Annotated in this window: 19 protein-coding genes; 12 read left to right on the top strand and 7 right to left on the bottom strand. The window is 71.0% G+C overall.

The annotated features are described in order from the left end of the window. Positions 1-24: 24 nt before the first annotated feature. The gene (locus AC1HIL_RS17135) at positions 25-975 is read right to left on the bottom strand and encodes a sulfurtransferase (protein ID WP_261210870.1); all 951 of its coding nucleotides are present in this window, start codon (positions 973-975) and stop codon (positions 25-27) included. 120 nt (positions 976-1,095) lie between these two features. Next, a complete protein-coding gene (locus AC1HIL_RS17130) occupies positions 1,096-1,773 on the bottom strand; it encodes a TetR/AcrR family transcriptional regulator (RefSeq protein ID WP_479672257.1) in 678 nt (225 codons plus the stop codon). Positions 1,774-1,920: 147 nt separating this feature from the next. Here AC1HIL_RS17130 and AC1HIL_RS17125 point away from each other — a divergent pair, with 147 nt between their 5' ends. From AC1HIL_RS17125 to AC1HIL_RS17085, 9 genes are all read left to right on the top strand, one after another. Beyond that, the gene (locus AC1HIL_RS17125) at positions 1,921-2,562 is read left to right on the top strand and encodes a CoxG family protein (protein ID WP_479672256.1); all 642 of its coding nucleotides are present in this window, start codon (positions 1,921-1,923) and stop codon (positions 2,560-2,562) included. Between the two features lie 16 nt (positions 2,563-2,578). Then, positions 2,579-3,448, top strand: a complete 870-nt coding sequence (locus AC1HIL_RS17120; RefSeq protein ID WP_479672255.1) for an FAD binding domain-containing protein — start codon at positions 2,579-2,581, stop codon at positions 3,446-3,448. After that, complete coding sequence (locus AC1HIL_RS17115) at positions 3,448-3,981, top strand: (2Fe-2S)-binding protein (RefSeq protein ID WP_479672254.1); 534 nt, start codon at positions 3,448-3,450, stop codon at positions 3,979-3,981. Before AC1HIL_RS17120 ends, AC1HIL_RS17115 begins: the two co-directional genes overlap by 1 nt. Beyond that, positions 3,978-6,365, top strand: coding sequence for a xanthine dehydrogenase family protein molybdopterin-binding subunit (locus AC1HIL_RS17110; protein WP_479672253.1), 2,388 nt, complete (start codon positions 3,978-3,980; stop codon positions 6,363-6,365). Before AC1HIL_RS17115 ends, AC1HIL_RS17110 begins: the two co-directional genes overlap by 4 nt. A gap of 76 nt (positions 6,366-6,441) precedes the next feature. Beyond that, positions 6,442-7,686, top strand: coding sequence for an ABC transporter substrate-binding protein (locus AC1HIL_RS17105; RefSeq protein WP_479672252.1), 1,245 nt, complete (start codon positions 6,442-6,444; stop codon positions 7,684-7,686). Positions 7,687-7,696: 10 nt separating this feature from the next. Continuing rightward, positions 7,697-8,569 (top strand): branched-chain amino acid ABC transporter permease, encoded by an 873-nt coding sequence (locus AC1HIL_RS17100; RefSeq protein WP_057594262.1) that lies wholly within the window; start codon positions 7,697-7,699, stop codon positions 8,567-8,569. A 34-nt stretch (positions 8,570-8,603) separates the two neighbouring features. Then, the gene (locus AC1HIL_RS17095) at positions 8,604-9,620 is read left to right on the top strand and encodes a branched-chain amino acid ABC transporter permease (protein ID WP_093342540.1); all 1,017 of its coding nucleotides are present in this window, start codon (positions 8,604-8,606) and stop codon (positions 9,618-9,620) included. Continuing rightward, positions 9,617-10,375: an ABC transporter ATP-binding protein gene (locus AC1HIL_RS17090; protein WP_261210877.1), complete on the top strand. Its 759-nt coding sequence runs from the start codon at positions 9,617-9,619 to the stop codon at positions 10,373-10,375. The genes AC1HIL_RS17095 and AC1HIL_RS17090 overlap by 4 nt, the downstream gene beginning before the upstream one ends. 17 nt (positions 10,376-10,392) lie before the next feature. Beyond that, on the top strand, positions 10,393-11,097 hold the full coding sequence (locus tag AC1HIL_RS17085) for an ABC transporter ATP-binding protein (protein ID WP_479672497.1): 705 nt from the start codon (positions 10,393-10,395) through the stop codon (positions 11,095-11,097). A 16-nt stretch (positions 11,098-11,113) separates the two neighbouring features. Here AC1HIL_RS17085 and AC1HIL_RS17080 read toward each other — a convergent pair whose 3' ends face one another. Next, the gene (locus AC1HIL_RS17080) at positions 11,114-11,968 is read right to left on the bottom strand and encodes a fumarylacetoacetate hydrolase family protein (protein WP_057594263.1); all 855 of its coding nucleotides are present in this window, start codon (positions 11,966-11,968) and stop codon (positions 11,114-11,116) included. A gap of 47 nt (positions 11,969-12,015) precedes the next feature. After that, positions 12,016-13,026: a VOC family protein gene (locus tag AC1HIL_RS17075; protein WP_296734380.1), complete on the bottom strand. Its 1,011-nt coding sequence runs from the start codon at positions 13,024-13,026 to the stop codon at positions 12,016-12,018. A gap of 128 nt (positions 13,027-13,154) precedes the next feature. Here AC1HIL_RS17075 and AC1HIL_RS17070 point away from each other — a divergent pair, with 128 nt between their 5' ends. Beyond that, positions 13,155-13,859: a GntR family transcriptional regulator gene (locus tag AC1HIL_RS17070; protein WP_479672251.1), complete on the top strand. Its 705-nt coding sequence runs from the start codon at positions 13,155-13,157 to the stop codon at positions 13,857-13,859. Positions 13,860-13,983: 124 nt separating this feature from the next. Next, complete coding sequence (locus AC1HIL_RS17065) at positions 13,984-14,550, top strand: DUF4865 family protein (RefSeq protein ID WP_479672250.1); 567 nt, start codon at positions 13,984-13,986, stop codon at positions 14,548-14,550. 102 nt (positions 14,551-14,652) lie between these two features. Here the strand turns inward: AC1HIL_RS17065 and AC1HIL_RS17060 are convergent, their stop codons facing one another. After that, entirely contained in the window at positions 14,653-15,516 is an 864-nt protein-coding gene (locus AC1HIL_RS17060; RefSeq protein WP_422097266.1) for a LysR family transcriptional regulator, read from the bottom strand. A 135-nt stretch (positions 15,517-15,651) separates the two neighbouring features. Here AC1HIL_RS17060 and AC1HIL_RS17055 point away from each other — a divergent pair, with 135 nt between their 5' ends. Beyond that, on the top strand, positions 15,652-16,803 hold the full coding sequence (locus tag AC1HIL_RS17055) for a DSD1 family PLP-dependent enzyme (protein ID WP_479672249.1): 1,152 nt from the start codon (positions 15,652-15,654) through the stop codon (positions 16,801-16,803). Between the two features lie 21 nt (positions 16,804-16,824). Here AC1HIL_RS17055 and AC1HIL_RS17050 read toward each other — a convergent pair whose 3' ends face one another. Then, positions 16,825-17,139, bottom strand: a complete 315-nt coding sequence (locus AC1HIL_RS17050; RefSeq protein WP_057594268.1) for a hypothetical protein — start codon at positions 17,137-17,139, stop codon at positions 16,825-16,827. 368 nt (positions 17,140-17,507) lie between these two features. Beyond that, positions 17,508-18,335, bottom strand: a complete 828-nt coding sequence (locus AC1HIL_RS17045; RefSeq protein ID WP_479672248.1) for a crotonase/enoyl-CoA hydratase family protein — start codon at positions 18,333-18,335, stop codon at positions 17,508-17,510. Positions 18,336-18,385 lie beyond the last annotated feature (50 nt).

Below are 18,385 nucleotides of genomic sequence, written 5' to 3'. Positions count from 1 at the left end.
CCTCGTTCTTCTTCTCTCCTCGAATCACTTCGACGCCCAGACGGTGCCGCTCGGGTTGTTCACCGGCACGCCGACGGCGTTGCCGTACTCGGTCCACGAGCCGTCGTAGTTGCGCACGTTCTTGTAGCCGAGGATGCGGTGCAGCGCGAACCAGGTGTGGCTCGAGCGCTCGCCGATGCGGCAGTAGGTGATGACCGGCTTGCTGCCGTCGATGCCCGCGGCGGCGTAGAGCGCCTTCAGCTCGGCCGGCGACTTGAAGGTGCCGTCCTCGTTGACCGCGCGGCCCCAGGGCACGTTGGCCGCGCCGGGGATGTGGCCCGCGCGCACCGCGAGTTCGGCCGCGCCCGGCGGCGCGAAGATCTTGCCGCTGTATTCGTCGGCCGATCGGATGTCGACCAGGCGCGTGTCCGACTTGCCGTCGGCCACCGCCACCACGTCGGTCAGGCGCGCGCGCAGTGCCGGGTCGGGCCGGCTCGCCTTGAAGGCGGTGGCGGCGTACTCGGGCGTGCGGTTCTCGAGCGTGCGGTTCTCGGCCTCCCACTTCTTGCGGCCGCCGTCGAGCAGCTTGACGTTGTTCAGGCCGTACTGCTCGAACACCCAGGCGCCCCAGGCCGCGAACCAGTTGTTGTTGTCGCCATACAGCACGACGGTGGTGTCCTTGTCGACGCCCGCGGCCGACAGCAGCTTCTCGAACTGGGCCTGGCTCACGATGTCGCGGCGCACGCGGTCGTTGAGGTCGTTGTGCCACGAGAAATTGACCGCGCCGGGGATGTGGCCGCGCTCGTAGAGGCCGGGGTTCACGCTGACCTCGATCACGCGCACCTTGGCGTTCCTGAGGTTCTTCTCGAGCCACTCGGTCGACACCAGCGCCTCGCCGGCTTCGGCCGTGGATTGGGCGACGGCCACGGGGGCGCTCGCGATGAAGGTCAGCGTGGCAAGGGAGGCGGCCCGCCACCAGCGGCTCAGGATCGACATGCGTAACTCCTTGTGAAAAGTGCAGGCCGCACTGTAGGGAGTCGCCGCGCGCTCACCAACGAAGCGTTTGCAATATGGCTATGACCAATGCATCTGAAAGCGGCAGCCGCTTCGGCGCGATCAGGCCGAGGGCTTCGCGCCCTTGCGGCCGAACACCTCGGGCGCCACCAGCATGAAGGCGCGCACGCGGTCGGCCAGCACCGCGTCGAGGTCCTCGGGCATGGCCTCGGCGTAGATCCAGCGCCGCACGCCGATGTAGAAGATCCCGCCGTGGATGCCCCACATCAGCTCGCGCTCGCGCTCGGTGGGCTTGGCGCGCCCCGTGAGGCCGAGCTCGTGGCGCATCTCGCGCCAGATGTGCGGGAACAGCCGTTCCTTGAGCAGTTCCATGTACTGCCCCGGCACGTAGCCGTCGGACAGCCCCGAGAACACCAGGATGCGCACCCACTCCTTGGTGAGGATCGCGCGCGCATAGGCGCCGTAGAAGCGCACCAGCCGCGCTTCGAGCGGGGTGGAACGGTCCGACAGCCACTCCTCCCACTCGGGCTGCCAGCGCTCGAGGTAGACCTCCTCGTACACGCGCTCGATCAGCGCGCGCTTGTTCGGGAAGTAGTGATAGAGCAGCGGATGCGTGATGCCGATCTGCTGCGCCAGCTCGCGCGTCTGGCCGTCGAGGCCGCGCTCCGAGAAGAAGGCGATCGCGCCATCGAGGATCTGGCGCTCGCGGTCCTCGGTGGAGAGCCGCTGGCGCGTGGGTTTGACGGCCACGTTCTTCGGGTCTTCGGATGCGTCTTTCATGAACGGCTGTTGTCGTCGGTGTTGTCGTTGGAGGGTCGCAATTTACCTCATGGTAAGTACCAATGATCTTATTGACCAGTCGTTAAATACTCCGCCCCATGCGAACGGCACCGGCTCCCGGTGCGCCACCGAGGAAAGAGACGACGGATGGAACTGCAAGGCGAACAGTGGATTCCCGCGAGCCGCGAGACGGTCTGGCGCGCCCTCGACGATCCCGAGCTGCTGGCGCGCTGCGTGCCCGGCTGCGAGGAGATCCGCCGGCTCGGCGAGAACGAGATGGAGGCGCGGCTGCTCGCCAAGATCGGCCCGGTGCGCGCGCATTTCAGCGGCCGCATCCGCCGGCTCGACGTGGTCGAGCCGCAGAGCTGCCGCATCGCCTTCGAGGGCAGCGGCGGAGCGGCCGGCATGGCCAAGGGCGAATCGCGCGTCACGCTCGCCACCGAGGGCAACGGCACGCGGCTGACCTACACGGTCGAGGCGGCCGTCGGCGGCAAGCTGGGGCAGATCGGCGGCCGGCTCGTGAATGCCTCGGCACGCAAGATGGCCGACGAGTTCTTTCTCGCGCTCAACGAGCAGCTCGCGCCGAAGCCCGCGGCGCAGGTGCTCGAAGCCGCGGCGGACCTGCCCGAGGCACGGCGCGAAACCGCCTCCGCGCCAGCGGCACTGGCGGCACCCGTGCTCGCCGCCACCGCATCGGCCGGCTTCGGCCCCTGGTCCGGCGAACTGCAGCGCCTGCTGTGGCTCGCGATCGGCAGCGGCATCGGCTGGCTCGCGAGCCGCGCGTTCTGAGCCAGGAAAGCCCGCGATGAAAGCCCCCGCCTTCTCCTACCTGCGCGCGCAGAGCCTGGCCCAGACCTCGGCCCTGCTGCGCGAGCACGGCGACGCGGCCCGCGTGCTGGCCGGCGGCCAGACCCTGCTGGCCACGCTCAACATGCGGTTGTCGAAGCCGCAACTGCTGATCGACATCGCCGCCCTGCCCGAGCTGCGCGGCATCGAACTGCGCGGCGACTTCCTGCGCATCGGCGCGCTGGTGCGGCACGTCGACATCGAATGCTCGGAACTGATCGCGCAGCGGCTGCCGCTGCTGTCGCAGGCCGCGCCGCACGTGGCGCATGCGGCGATCCGCAACCGCGGCACGCTCGGCGGCTCGATCGCCTTCGCCGATCCCGCGGCCGAGTGGCCGGCCTGCGCGCTCGCGGCCGATGCCGAGCTGATCGTGAGCGACGGCCAGCGCGAGCGCCGCGTGATGGCCGGCGACTTCTTCGTCGACCTCTACCAGACCGACCTGCGCGCGCACGAGGTGCTGGTGGCGCTCGAGTTCCCGCTGCCGGGCCCGGCGCGCCGCTTCGCCTTCGCCGAACTCGCGCGGCGCCATGGCGACTACGCCATCGTGGGCATCGCGCTGGCCGCCGACGTGCACGAGGGCCGGCTGTCCGACCTGCGCATCGCCTTCTTCGGCATGGGCAACACGCCGATGCGCGCGCTCGGCGCCGAGACCCGGCTGGCCGGCACCCGGGCCGACGAAAGCACGCTCGAGGCCGCCGTGCTGAGCCTCGACGAGGACATGCAGCCCGATGCCGACCTGCACAGCAGCGCCGCGGCCAAGCGCCACCTGGCGGGCGTGCTGCTGCGGCGCGCGGTCGAGCGCGTGCTGCAACCGGAGACCGCCCAGTGATGGACACCACCGACACCCACGACCTCCAGCTCGCGGTGCGCATCGAGGTCAACGGCGAGGTGCACGCCTGTCGCGTGGAGCCGCGCCAGCACCTGGTCGACTGGCTGCGCGACGAGCTCGGCCTCAAGGGCACGCGCGTGGGCTGCGAGCACGGCGTGTGCGGCGCCTGCACGGTGCTGATCGACGGCGAGATCGCGCGCGGCTGCCTGGTGCTCGCGGTGCAGGCGGACGGCCGGCGCATCGAGACCATCGAGGGCCTGTCCGACGCCGGCACGCTCGCCGACCTGCAGCGCAGCTTCTCGGCGCGCAATGCCGCGCAGTGCGGCGCCTGCACCTCGGGCATGCTGCTGACCGCGCATGCGCTGCTCGAACGCACGCCCTGCCCGGGCCGCGACACGATCCGCGAACAGATCTCGGGCAACTACTGCCGCTGCACGGGCTACCACGCGATCGTCGACGCGATCGCGCTGGCCGGGCAGGAACGGCAGGCACGATGCGGCGGCTGTACCGGCGCCTCGGGGAGTGCGGCATGAACGACCTCACCCTCCCCGCGCCGGTGCGCGAGATCGAGGCGCAGCGCTACATCGGCCAGTCGGTCGAGCGGCCCAACATGCAGCGGCTCACGCAGGGCCGCGCGAACTACGTCGACGACCTCGAGCTGCCGCGCATGCTGCACGTGGTCTACCTGCGCAGCCCGCACGCGCATGCGCGCATCGTGCGCATCGATGCCGAGGCGGCGCGCCGCATGCCGGGCATCGCGGCCATCGTCGACGGCCGCCAGCTCGCGGCGGTCTGCGCGCCCTGGGTCGGCACGCTCAAGCACCTGGCAGGCATGCGCTCGCCGCCGCAGCATGCGCTGGCGATCGAGCGCGCCACCTGGCAGGGCGAGGCGGTGCTCGCCATCCTCGGCCGCACCCGCGCGCTGGCCGAGGACGCGCTCGACGCGGTCCAGGTCGAATGGGAGCCGCTGCCCGCGGCGGTGCACATGGACACGGCGCTCGACGCCGCCACGCCGGTGATCCATCCCGAGCTCGGCAGCAACCTGTGCTTCCACCGCGAGATCGACACCGGCGGCGTGGAGGCGGTGTTCGAGGGTGCCGACGTGGTGGTCGAGGACGAGTTCCGCTTCGGCCGCCACACCGGCGTGACGCTGGAGCCGCGCGCCGTGCTGGCCGACTTCACGCCCACCGGCCGGCGCCTCGTGGTGCACCACTCGCACCAGGCGCCGCACATGATGGCCGACCTCTATGCGCGCCAGCTCGGCCTGCAGGAGGCCGACGTGCGCGTGGTCTGCCGCGATGTCGGCGGCTCCTTCGGCATCAAGGTGCATGCCTATGCCGACGACTTCGCGACGGTGGCGCTGTCGGTGCTGCTGGGGCGGCCCGTCAAGTTCGTCGCCGACCGGCTCGAGTCCTTCGTCACCGACGTGCATGCGCGCGAGCACCGCGTGAAGGCGCGGCTCGCGCTGGCGCGCGACGGCCGCATGCTGGCCTTCCAGATCGACGACCTCACGGGCATCGGCCCGTTCTCGATGTTCCCGCGCACCAGCGCGATCGAGGGCAACCAGGTCATCAACATCACGGGTGGCCCCTACAAGCACACGCACTACAAGGCCACGCTCGATGTCGCCTTCCTCAACAAGGTGCAGACCAGCCAGTACCGCGGCGTCGGCCATCCGATCGCCTGCACCGTGACCGAGGGGCTGGTCGATCTCGCCGCGGCGAAGCTGGGCATCGACCCGCTCGAACTGCGCCGCCGCAACGTGATGGAGGACGGCAGCTATCCGCGCCAGGGTGCCTCGGGCATCCTGCTCGAGGGGCTGTCGCACCAGGCCTGCCTGGACCGCATCGAGACGCTGATGGACTACGGCGCGCTGCGCCGCGAGCAGGCCGCGCTGCGCCAGCGCGGCGTGCATCGCGGTATCGGTCTGGCGGCGCTGATCGAGCTGACCAATCCCGGCCCGGCCTTCTACGGCGTGGGCGGCGCGCGCATCGCGGCGCAGGATGGCGCGACCGTGCGGCTCGACCCCACCGGCGTGGTGCACTGCGCCACCGGCGTGGGCGAACAGGGCCAGGGCACCGAGACCATCTTCGCGCAGATCGTGGCCGACACGCTGGGCCTGCCGATGGCCTCGGTGCGCGTGCTGACCGGCGACACCGCGGCCACGCCCTACGGCGGCGGCACCTGGGCCTCGCGCGGCGCGGGCATCGGCGGCGAGGCCGTGCTGCTCGCCAGCCGCGACCTGCGCCGCCACATCCTGGCGCTCGCGGCCGCGCACCTCAAGCGGCCGGCCGAGGGCCTGACGATCGCGCACGGCGAGGTGCGCTGCCTGGCCACCGGCGACACGCTGTCCGACCTGGCCGAGCTCGGCCGGCTCGCGCACTTCCGCCCCGACCTGCTGCCCGCGGGCTTCCAGCCCGAGCTGGTGGTCACGCGCCACTATGCGCAGCGCGACTATCCCTTCGTCTTCACCAACGGCGTGCAGGCCTCGCATGTCGAGGTCGACGTCGACACCGGCTTCGTGCGGCTGCTGCGCCACTGGGTGGTGGAGGACTGCGGGCGCGTGCTCAACCCGATGCTGGTCGACGAGCAGATCCGCGGCGCCGTGGTGCAGGGCATCGGCGGCGTGCTCTACGAGGAATGCCTCTACGACGACCACGGCCTGATGCGCAACGGCAGCATGGCCGACTACCTGGTGCCGATGGCCTTCGAGATGCCCGACATCGAGGTGGCCCACATCGAGACGCCCACGCGCACCTCGCAGCTCGGCGCCAAGGGCGCGGGCGAGGCCGGCACGGCGGGTGCGCCGGCCGCCGTGCTCAACGCGATCAACGATGCGCTGCGGCCCTTCGGCGCCCACGTGTCGGAACAGCCCGTGACCCCCGAGAAAGTGCTGCGCGCCCTCGGGCGCATCTGATCCCGGCCGCGCGGGCGCCCTCCCCCGGCCCGCGCCTTCATCGCTTGCATTGACCCGAACGACAAGGAGACACGCCATGACCTCGCCCCTCGACCTTCCCTCCCCCTCGCTGCGCCGGCGCACCGTGCTGCAGGCCGCCGGCGGCGCCCTGCTGGCCTCGGGCGCCGCGCTGCCGCTGCGCGCGCTGGCACAGAACGAACCGTTGCGCGTCGGCCTGCCGATCCCGCTGACCGGGCCCTTCGCGGCCGAGGCGCGCGCCGTGCAGCAAGGCGCCGAGCTCGCGATCAAGGAGTTCAACGCGGCCGGCGGCCGGCGCGCCGAGCTGCTGGTGCGCGACGACAAGCTCAACCCGCAGGAGGCCGTCACGCGCACGGTCGAGCTGATCGAGAAGGACCGCGCGCACTTCATCGTGGGCTCGGTGTCGGCGGCGGTGCAGCTGTCGGTCAACAACGCGACGAAGCAGCGCAAGATCATCTACAACTCGGTGAGCCAGTCCGACTCGATCAACGAGGCCAAGGACTTCAGCAAGTACACCTTCCACGAGTGCCTGAACCCGCACATGACCGCGGGCGCGGTGGCGCGCTACGCCTTCCCGAAGATGGGCAAGCGCGTGGTGTTCCTCACGGCCGACTACGCCTACGGCCACGAGATGTCGCGCGGCTTCCTCGCGGCCGGCAAGGCCTTCGGCATCGAGGTGCTGGCCGACATCCGCCATCCGCTGGGCCAGACCGATTTCTCGAGCTACTTCCCGCGCATCCTCGCGCTCAAGCCCGACCTGCTGGTGGTCTGCAACTTCGGCCGCGACCAGTCGATCGCCTTCCGCCAGGCCGGCGACTTCGGCGTCAAGCAGAAGTCGAAGATCATCGCGCCGCTCCTGATGCACTCGGGCCGCATGGTCGACGGCCACGAGGTGTATGCCGACATCATCGGCGGCACCGGCTACTACTGGGGCATGGAGGAGAGCACGCCCTCGGCGCGCGCCTTCAACACGGCGTTTCGCGCGGCCAACGGCGGCACCGCGCCGACCGACTACGCGGGCCTGGGCTATGCGGGCGTGCGCAACCTGCTGGCCGCGGCCAGGCAGGCCAACAGCACCGACAGCGACCGCGTGGCCGAGGCGCTGCAGGCCCTCAGGAGCGACGCCTACAAGGGGCCGACCTACTACCGCGCCTGCGACCACCAGTCGGTGCAGTCGGTGCTGATCGTGGAATCGAAGCCCGCCGCGCAGGCCAAGGGCAAGGACGACATCTTCCGCATCGTCGCCACCGAGGCACCCGACGAGGCGCGCATGCGCAGCTGCGCCGAGCTGGGCCACGCCTGAGAGCCTCGCCGTGGAACTTTCCGTCTCCCTGCTGCTCCAGCAGCTCTTCGTGGGCCTGGCGCTCGGTGCCATCTACGTGCTGGTGGCCGTCGGCCTGTCGCTCATCTTCGGGCTGCTGGGCGTGGTCAACTTCGCGCACGGCGCCTTCTACATGCTGGGCGCCTACGTGGCGGTCTACGCCTACGGCCTCACCGGCAGCTTCTGGTGGTGCCTGCTGCTGGTGCCGCTCGCGGTCGGCCTGCTGGGGCTGGTGGCCGAGCGCTGGCTGATCCGGCCGCTGTACGGCCGCGGCGTCGACTACCCGCTGCTGCTGACCTTCGGCCTGGCCTACGTGCTGGTCGACGGCGTGCGCATGGTCTGGGGCGTGCAGGGCGAGGCCTTCGCCACGCCCGAGGCGCTGCGCGGCGCGGTCGACCTGGGCTTCGGCGTGTTCCCGCTCTACCGGCTGTTCCTGCTCGGCCTGTGCGCGGCACTGCTGCTGGCGCTGTGGCTGTTCATCGAGAAGACGCGCCTGGGCCTGGTGATCCGCGCCGGTGCGCGCGACCCACTGGTGCTCAAGGTGCTGGGCATCGACGTGGGCCGCGTGTGGCTCCTGATCTTCGGCCTCGGCACCGCGCTCGCGGGCCTGGCCGGGCTGCTGGCGGCGCCGCTGCGCGGGGTGAATCCCGAGATGGGCGGCTCGGTGCTGATCGAGGCCTTCGTGGTCACCGTGATCGGCGGCATGGGCTCGCTGGTCGGCGCCATCGTGGCCGGCCTGCTGGTGGGCGTGGTGGTGGCGATGACCACGCTGTTCCAGCCCGAGCTCGCCGAGCTCGCCATCTTCGCGCTGATGGCCGCGGTGCTGATCCTGCGGCCCAACGGGCTGTTCGGCGCGCGCGACTGAAGGCGCGCCCTTCGCTTCCAACGCTTTCCAGACCATGTCCACCACCACTTCCTCCTCCCCGCCCCCGCTGCGCGCGCCGCGCGCCGAAGCCGCCGCCGCCCCGGGCGCGCGACGGCTGCGCGAGGCGGCCACGCGCCACCGCGTGCCGCTGAGCATCGCGGTGCTCGCGCTGTTCCCGCTGGTCGTTCCGTTCCACGCGATGGCGATCAACATCCTGTTGTTCGGCCTGTTCGCCGCGGGCTACAACCTGACCTTCGGCTACACCGGCAAGCTGTCGTTCGGCCACGCGGCCTTCTACGGCAGCGGCGCCTACGCCTGCGGCATCCTGATCGCCAGCCACGGCCTGCCCTGGCCGCTGGCCGTGGCGGCGGGCATCGCGCTCGGCGGGCTGGTGGCGCTGGCCATCGGCGCGCTCGCGATCCGCACGCGCGGCATCTACTTCGCGATGGTCACGCTGTCGCTCGCGCAGTGCGTGTACTTCGCGGCCTTCCACGCGACCTCATTGACCGGCGGCGACAACGGCCTGCGCGGCGTGAACGTGCCCACGCTGCGCCTCGGCGGCTGGCAGGTCGACCTGCTGCAGCCGCTGAACCGCTACTACTTCATGCTCTGCTTCGTGGCGCTGGCCGTGTGGCTGCTGTCGCGCATCCTGCAGTCGCCGTTCGGCGCGGTGCTCGAGGCGGTGCGCGAGAACGAGCAGCGCGCCCGCGCCTCGGGCTTCGACGTGGAGCGCGCCAAGCTGCTGTCCTTCGTGATCTCGGGCCTGTTCTGCGGGCTGGCCGGCGCGCTGACGGCGATCAACCTCGCCACCGTGGGCATCGACACCCTGTCGTACCACACCTCGGGCCAGGTGATGATGGTCACGCTGCTCGGCGGCATGGGCACCTTCTTCGGGCCCTTCGTGGGCGCAGGCGTGTTCCTCGCGATGGAGCATGCGCTGACGGCCGTGACCGAACGCTGGCAGCTGATCGTCGGGGTGATCTTCATCGCGCTGGTGCTGTTCTTCCCGAAGGGCATCTGGGGCACGCTGCTCGCGAGGATGGAACGATGAGCGCCGAAGCCATCCTCGAGACGCGCGGCCTCACCAAGCGCTTCGGCCAGTTCACCGCCAACGAGGACATCGGCGTGAGCTTCCCGCGCGGGCAGCTCACCGCGATCATCGGTCCCAACGGCGCGGGCAAGTCGACCTTCTTCAACATGGTCTCGGGCGCCTTCGCGCCGAGCGCGGGCGAGATCCGCTTCGACGGCCGCGACATCACCGGGCTGGCCCAGCACCGCTTCGCGCACCTGGGCATCGCCAAGTCCTTCCAGGTGACCAACCTGTTCCCCGACCTCACGGTGCTGGAGAACGTGCGCGTGGCGGTGCAGGCGCTCGACAGCGGCTTCGACTGCTGGCGCCCGCGCGCCGCGCGCCGCGACTGGATCGAGAAGGCCGAGCGGCTGCTCGAGCGGGTGCAGCTGCAGGACAAGCGCGGCTTTCGCGCCGAGCGGCTCTCGCACGGCGAGCAGCGCGCGCTCGAGATCGCGGTGGCACTGGCGAGCGACCCGAAGCTGCTGCTGCTCGACGAGCCCACGGCCGGCATGAGCCCCGAGGAGACGCGCTCGGTGATGGACCTGATCCTCGCGCTGGTGGCCGAACGCACGGTGGCGCTGGTGGAGCACAAGATGAAACTGATCATGGGCGTGAGCGACCGCATCGTGGTGCTGCACCAGGGCCGCCTGCTGGCCCAGGGCAGTCCCGCGGAGATCCGCGCCAACGAGGACGTGCAGCGCGTCTACCTCGGCCACGGAGGGCAACACCGATGACCCCATCGCAACCACCGCTGCTCGCGGTGCGGAAGCTCGAGGCCTGGTACGGCCGCAGCCACATCCTGCAGGGCGTCGACCTCGAGGTGCACGCGGGCGAGATCGTCTGCCTGATCGGGCGCAACGGCGCGGGCAAGACCACGATCATGCGCAGCATCATGGGCCTGATGGGCCGCACGCGCGGCAGCGTGCTGTTCGACGGCGTGTCGCTGCTGGGCCTGCCGCCGCACCGGCGCTTCCACCAGGGGCTGGCCTACGTGTTCGAGGAGCGCCGCATCGTGCCCGGGCTCACGGTGCTCGAGAACCTGCGCCTTGGCATCCTGGCCTCGGGCCGGCGCGCGCGCGAGCAGGAGCTGATCGACGAGGTGGCGCAGACCTTCCCGCGCCTCAAGGAGCGGCTCGCGCAGGTGGCGGTCACGATGTCGGGCGGCGAGCAGCAGATGCTGGCGATCGCGCGCGCGTTGGTGGCGCACCCCAAGCTGGTGATGCTCGACGAGCCCAGCGAGGGGATCATGCCGGTGCTGGTGGACGAGATGTTCGCGCTGTTCGCGGCCTGGAAGCGCGCCGGCAAGACGCTGCTGCTGGTGGAGCAGAACGTCGAGCTGGCGCTGTCGATCGCGGACCGCGCCTACATCGTCGACCAGGGCTGCATCGCGCACCACGCGGGCGCGGCCGAGCTGCTGGCCGACCGCGAGATCCAGGAGCGCTACTGCTCGGTGTAGCGCGCCCGGGCCTGGCTCAGGCGCCGTCGACCACCGGGTTCGACAGCAGGCCCACGCCCTCGATCTCGACCTCGCAGACGTCGCCGGCCTTCATGAAGACCTGCGGCTTGCGCGCCAGGCCCACGCCCGAGGGCGTGCCCGCGATGATGATGTCGCCGGGCTGCAGCGCGAAGGGCTCGGAGCACACCGACACCAGCGTCGCCACGTCGAAGATCATGTCGCGCGTGTTGGCGTCCTGCAGCACCTGGCCGTTGAGCCGGGTCTGCAGCTTCAGGCCGGCGGCGCCCGCGGGCAGCTCGTCGGCGGTCACGAACTCGGGGCCGAACGAGCCCGAGCGGTCGAAGTTCTTGCCCATCATCCATTGCGCCGACTTGAACTGGTAGTCGCGGATCGAGCCGTCGTTGAACACCGAGTAGCCGGCCACGTGGTCGAGCGCCTGGTCCTTGGCGATGTAGCGGCCGGCCTTGCCGATCACGATGACCAGCTCGCCCTCGTAGTCGAACTGGGTCGAGACGTGCGGGCGCTCGAGCGCCTTGCCGTGGCCCACCCACGAGGAGGCGAAGCGGTGGAACAGCACCGGGTAGGTCGGCGGGTCGAACTTGCTCTCGGCCGCATGGTCGATGTAGTTGAGGCCGACCGCGATCGCCTTGGCGGGCGACTGCACGGGCGGCAGCCAGTCGAGGCCGGCCAGCGGCAGCCGGCTGCGCGCGCTCTCGCCGGCGCGGCGCGCGGCGGCCAGGCCCTCGGGGCCGGCGCGCAGCAGCTCGTCGAGCGTGGCGGGCAGGCCTTCGGCGCTGAGGTTCACGACTTCGTCGCCGAGGCGAAGACCGAGGGCGGGCTTGCCGCTGCTTTGAAAGGCCAGGAGGCGCATTGGGAGTTCCTTGTGGTGGGTGAAAGAGGAAGAGAAACGCGAAGGGATCAGGCGGCGGGATCGGCGGCCGGCGGCGCGGGCTCGATCTCGAAGTTGGTGACGAAGTCCTCGGGCACGCGCGGGCCCCAGGCATAGAAGGAGTCTTCGGGCGGATGGTCGGCGGCGGGCCAGTCGAAGTCGCCGGGCACGAAGTCGATGTCGTACGAATACTCGGAGTAGCTGCCCCAGGGATCGCGCACGTAGTGGAAGTAGTTCGAGCCCAGCACGTGGCGCCCCACGCCCCAGCCGCGCACATGGCCGGCGGCCAGCATCTGCTCCATGCCGCGGCCGACCTCGTCGATGTCGGCCACGTCCCAGCTCAGGTGATGCAGGCCGGGCCCGCCCGACTTGGCCATCGCGACCAGGTGATGGTCGCTGCCGTGCACGCCGTGCATGAAGACGATCAGGTCGCCCGAACGATCGGAGACGCGCAGGCCCAGCGCCTCCTCGAAGAAGCGCACCGCCTCGGGCACCTTGGCGCTGAACAGCAGCACGTGCGAGAGCCGGCGCGGGTGCACCTTCGGGATGCGCGCGCGGTTGAGCGAAGCGCCCACGCCCGGCGGCGGACGCGGCGCGAGCACCCGTTCGCCCGCGGCCTCGGGCGAGCTCTTGGCGGCCACCACGACCTGCACCGGGAAGCCATCGGGATGCAGCAGCCAGAGACCGGCCTCGCCGCCCTGCCCCGCGCTCAGCGGATGGGCCTCGCAGCGCGGCAGGCCCAGCTGCTGCGCGCGCGCGGCGATGGCGTCGAAGTCCTCCGCGAAGCAGCCGAAGCGCAGGTACTGCAGCTTCTTGGGCTGGCCCGGCGCTTCGTGGAGCGAACCCCAGGCCTGTGGATGGCCGACGGTGTGGAGGTCGAGCCGGTCGCCATCGCGGCGCGGATCAAGGCCGAAGGCGGCATAGAAGCGCTCGGCCTCGGCGAGATCGGGCACGGTGAACACGAAGCGGTCGAGCGAATGCACGGCCTGCAGCGCGGCGCGCGGCGGGTTCTTGACGGTGCGAAGCGAGGAAGCGGTCATGGCGGCTTGTCTCCGGTGGACGGGTGGATCCGTGGTTCTTCATTTAAATAATATATTATTTATTGAATCATAGATTTAAAAGCCTGCCAAGTATGATCCGGGCCAACACCACGGCGCGAAAGGACGCGATGAACGAGAAGACCAAGGGCATGAGCCAGACCCGGCTGGTGTTCACCCACCTGCGCGCCGCGATCGTCGGCGGCCGCCTGCTGCCCGACGCCAAGCTCAACATCGCCGCGCTGGCCGAGGAGCTCGACGTGAGCGCGGGCGCGGTGCGCGAGGGGCTGGCGATGCTCGAGGCCGAATCGCTGGTGGTGTCGGAGCCCGCGCGCGGTTTCCGGGTCAGCCCGATCTCCGAGCCCGAGCTCGAGGACCTGGTGCAGGCGCGCATCGAGATCGAGAAGCTCTGCCTGGCCGAGGCGATCCGCCACGGCGGCCTCGAATGGGAAGGCCGCGTGGTGTCGGCGCACCACCGGCTGTCGCGGCTGGCCGAGCTGCAGCAAGAGTTGCCGCAAACGCTGCTGAGCGAGGACTGGACCGCCGCCCATGCCGAGTTCCACCATGCGCTGGTGAGCGGCTGCCCCAACGGCTGGCTGCTGCGCATGCACCTGATGCTCTACCAGCAGAGCGAGCGCTACCGGCAGCTGTCGGCGCCGCTGGGCGGCGACCGGCGCGACGTGCGCGGCGAGCACCAGGCGCTGGTCGACGCGGTGCTCGGCAAGGACGTGCAGGCCGCGCAGGCGCTGATCACGGAGCATCTGCAGACCACGGGGCGCCTGCTGGTCGAGGGCCTGCGCGCGCGGGCGCCTAAGGCGGCGAAGCGCCGCGCCTAGCTGCGCGGCAACGACGCGACGATTGCGCCGCCACATCACAGCTATATCGCGCGGCCCCTTCAACCGGCCCGCCCGGCATCGCAAGCTCGCTGCGTCTTCAACAAAGCATGCAAGGAGCGACACGATGTTCGCGATGCAGTACTCGCACCGGCTGCCGGCCGGCCACGACATGGAAGCCATCCGCCGCCGCGCGGCGCAGCGCGGTCCGCTGTGGGACCACACCGAGGGCCTGGTGTTCAAGGCCTTCGTCGCGCAGGAGCGCGGCCGGCACCGGGCCGTCGGCCACCTCTACGCCTCGGTCTACCTGTGGCGCGAGCCCGCGGCCGCGGCGTCGTTCCTGATGGGCGAGCGCTTCCAGAACGTGATCGACAGCTTCGGCCGGCCGCGCGTGGAGAGCTGGCTGCCGCTCGATGCGCGCGCCGGCGCGGCGCGCACCGAACGCGCGGCCTGGCTGCGGCGCAGCGAACGCGCGCTCGATGCCGATGCCGATCGCGCGGCGGTGTTCGCCGCGCAGTCCCGCGAGCCGGAGGCGGGCGTGGTCGCGACCTGGAGCGCGCTCGACCTCGCCGCCTGGCGGATCGTGCGCTTCACGCTGCTGACGGACGCGCCCGAGGCGCCCGATGCGGGCGATGGCGACGCGATCTACGAAGTGCTGCACCTCGCGAAGCCGGGCCTGGAGACGCTGCCATGACCACCGCCTTCGACCTGCTCGCGGGCCATCTGCTGGCCGTGCTCTCTAGCGCCGCCGTGCTGGCGATGGCCACCGCCGTGGCGGCCATCGCCCTGCGCGCGCTCAGCGCGTGAGGCCGCCAGCCGTCGCGCGCATCGCGTCCGACAGCGACTTCAGGGCGCGCCGCGCCGGCGCATCGGACACGCCCGCATGCAGCACCACGTCGCGCGCGGGCAGCGGCGGCAGGCCCAGCACCGGGCCGACCTCGATCGTGCCGGCCGGCGCCACGCGGCGCCCGAGCGCGGCCACCGCGAGTCCGGCCGAGACGGCCGCGCCCACCGTGAGGATGCCGCCCCCCACGAACACCTCGGACCAGGGCACGCCGCCCTGCGCCAGCGCCGTGACGGCCATCTGCCGCACGCTGCAGGGCTCGGCCTGCGTCGCCAGCGGCAGCGGCTCGCCCGAGCGGTGCACGAAGTCGGGCGCGGCCATCCAGCCGAAGGGCTCCTCGAACAGCACCTCGCCGTCGAGCCGGCGGCTGTCGTGGCGCAGCACCAGCACGGCATCGAGCGTGCCGCGGTCGAAGGCCTCGAGCAGTTCGCGCGAGGTGGAGATGCGCACCTCCATCACCACGCCGGGCTCGGCCTGCTTCACGCGGCGCAGCAGCAGCGGCAGCTCGGCGCCGACGATGTGGTGGCTCAGGCCCACCACCAGCCTGCGGCGCGGCGCCGCGAAGGCATCGAGCGCGCCGCTGTGTGCGGCCAGCAGGTTGCGCGCGAACGGCAGGAAGGCATCGCCCTCGGCCGACAGCCGCACGCGGCGCGGCGTGCGTTCGAGCAGCCGGCGGCCCAGGCCGTCCTCGAGCCGCTTGATGCGCAGGCTCACGGCCGACTGGGTACCGTCGAGCGCCTCGGCCGCGCGCGTGAAGCTGCGCAGGTCGGCCACCAGCACGAAGGCCTGCACGGCCTCGATGTCGAGCGCCTTCATCGCGCGCGCCCGTCGAAGGCTGGGAGGTCGGTGGGGACGATGGAAGGCGCGCTCATTTCGATGCGATCATTTCACAAGGCATTCGCCCGCGTGTTCCGGCGCGGCACATCGACCCTCCACAGAAAGAGACATCCCGTGTCCCTCGAAACCCACTCCCCCGTCAATGCGCCGCTGATCGGCGTGCCCGGCGGCCGCCAGCAGCTCGACACGCCGGCGCTGCTGGTCGACCTCGGCGCGATGACGCGCAACATCGAGCGCATGGCCGCCTTCGCGCGCTCGCGCGGCGTGGGGCTGCGGCCGCACGTGAAGACGCACAAGTCGGTGGCGATCGCGCGCATGCAGGTCGCGGCCGGCGCCATCGGCGTGAGCTGCGTGACGGTGGGCGAGGCCGAGGTGATGGTCGCGGGCGGCATCCCGGGCGTGCTGCTGACCTCGCCCGCGGTCACGCCGAGCAAGATCGCGCGCGTGCTCAAGCTCGCGCGCCAGGCCGGCCCCGGCGGGCTGATGGTGGTGATCGACGATCCGCGCAATGCCGCCGAGCTCGCGCGCGCCGCCGCCGCCCTGCCCCATCCGCTCGACGTGCTGGTCGACTACGGCGCGGGCTACAACCGCACCGGCGCCGCCACCGAGGCCCAGGTGCTGGCGCTGGCCGCGGCGATCGCGGCCGAGCCGCGGCTGCGGCTGCGCGGACTGCAGGCCTATGCGGGCAACCTGCAGCACATCGTGGAGCGCGAACATCGCAGCGCCTCGGCCGCGGGCCTGCGCCGGACGGTGGCGCAGATCGTGGCCGCTGCCGAGCGCCAGGGCCTGCGCTTCGAGATCGTGACCGGGGCCGGCACCGGCACCCACGACCTCGATGCGCAGGGCGACGGCTTCACCGAGCTGCAGGCCGGCTCGTACGTGTTCATGGATGCCGAGTACGCGCAGGTGCTGGCCGGCAATGCGCCGGCACAGGCCTTCGAGGTCTCGCTGTTCGTGCAGGCCGCGGTGGTCAGCACGCAGGCGGCCGACTGGGTCACGGTGGACGGCGGCACCAAGTGCTTCGCCACCGACAGCGGCGTGCCGCTGGTGGCGCGCGGCGCCGGCACGGGCAGCCGCTATGCCTTCTTCGGCGACGAGCACGGCAAGCTGCTGGTGCCGCCCGACGAACGCCCGGCGCTGGGCGCGCGCGTCGAGTTCGTGACGCCGCACTGCGACCCGACCGTGAACCTGCACGACGTCTACCACGTGGTCGAGGACGACACGCTGGTCGCCATCTGGCCGGTGGATGCGCGCGGGAAGCGCTGAGGAAGAGAAGGAAGAAGCCGCTCAGACGCGCGGCAGCGCGGCGAGGTAGGTCGACACCACGATCGCCGCCGCGCGGTCGAGCTGCAGGATGTCCGCCACCTCGAAGGCATGCGGCGCGGTGCGGCCGGTGGCGCCCAGCGGCTTGCGGATCTCGACCAGCACCTCCGCCGCCAGTTCGCGGTCGCTGCGCGGCCGGCCGTCGGCATGCATCACCCAGGCGTCGACGTCGTCCATCGCGATCGTGCGGAACACGCCGACGATCGGGACGTACTTGTAGCGATCCTCGCCCACGAGGATGGGGACGTTGAGATTGCAGAAAAACGTGGTCGTCGACATGCAGGGTCGCTGCCGCTTGGCAAGGTTCTTTTAGTAATTGATGACAGTGATACGAAGGATTTCCCGCGACTGGCGTGTACAGAGCATCGGGTCGTGACCTAGTGCACACAATGAGACCCAAAGAGCCTCATTGCACCAAAACGAATACTTACATTTTACATGATCGTAAATCTTTGTGTCAGATCGGCATCAATTTGTTAATTGTTTGAGCCAAAAAGATCACACTCGACGGTCATGAGGCAGCAGCCCGGCCGGCGAACGCGCAGGCGCGCGCCGCGGCACCGGGCGCGTCGCGTGCAAGGTCCACCCGCCTCGCGCGGCGGTGCCGGTGAATGTTCCCCGGGGGGTATCGCGGTCGTTGCGCTCGCTCAGCCGGGCGAGGCGAAACGCGGCGCGCGCCGCTCGATGTTGGCGCGCACCGCCTCGACCTGGTTCGGGCTGCCGATCAGCGCCTGCTGCTCCACCGACTCGGCGATCAAGAGCTCGGCCGCGCTGTGCGCCAGCGAGGCATTGAGCAGCCGCTTGCCGGCGCGGATCGCGTCAGGGCTCTTGAGCGCGATCTCGTGCGCCATCGCGAGCGCCTCGGCCAGCGGATCGGCCGAAAGGCGCGTGGCGAAGCCCAGCTGCAGCGCCTCCTCGCCCGAGAACACGCGGCCGGTGTAGGTGAGCTCGCGCACCACGTCGCTGCGCGCCAATTCGCGCATCAGCACCATGCCGCCCATGTCGGGCACCAGGCCCCACTTGATCTCCATCACCGACAGCCTGGTGTCGGGCGCGACGATGCGGATGTCCGCGCCCAGCGCCACCTGCAGGCCGCCGCCGAAGGCCACGCCATGCACCGCGGCGATCACCGGCACCGGCACCTCGCGCCACACCATCGCGACCTGCTGCGCGGCATTCGCGAGGCCGTGCGTGCGCGCCACCAGCCCGGCGCCGCCGGCCGACTGGCCCAGCACCTCGCCGGCCGCGCCCTGCTCCATGCGCTGGAACGAAGCCATGTCCAGGCCCGCGCAGAAGGCCTTGCCGCGCCCGGCGATCACCACCGCGCGCACCGTGGCATCGGCGCGCAGCGCTTCGCCGGCGGCGATCAGCGCATCGAACATCGCGGGGTCGAGCGCGTTCATCTTGTCGGCGCGGTCCAGCTGCAGTTCCACCACGCCGTCGGGGTGGCGGATCGTTTCGATGCGTTCGGTCATGCGGTGTGTCTCCTGGGGTCGTTGGCAAAGTATCGCGCGCCGCGGTGCTC

It is taken from the genome of Variovorax sp. ISS6, assembly GCF_056523145.1.
The sequence above is the reverse complement of the archived record's forward strand: the minus strand, read 5'-3'. Positions and strand labels throughout refer to the sequence as shown.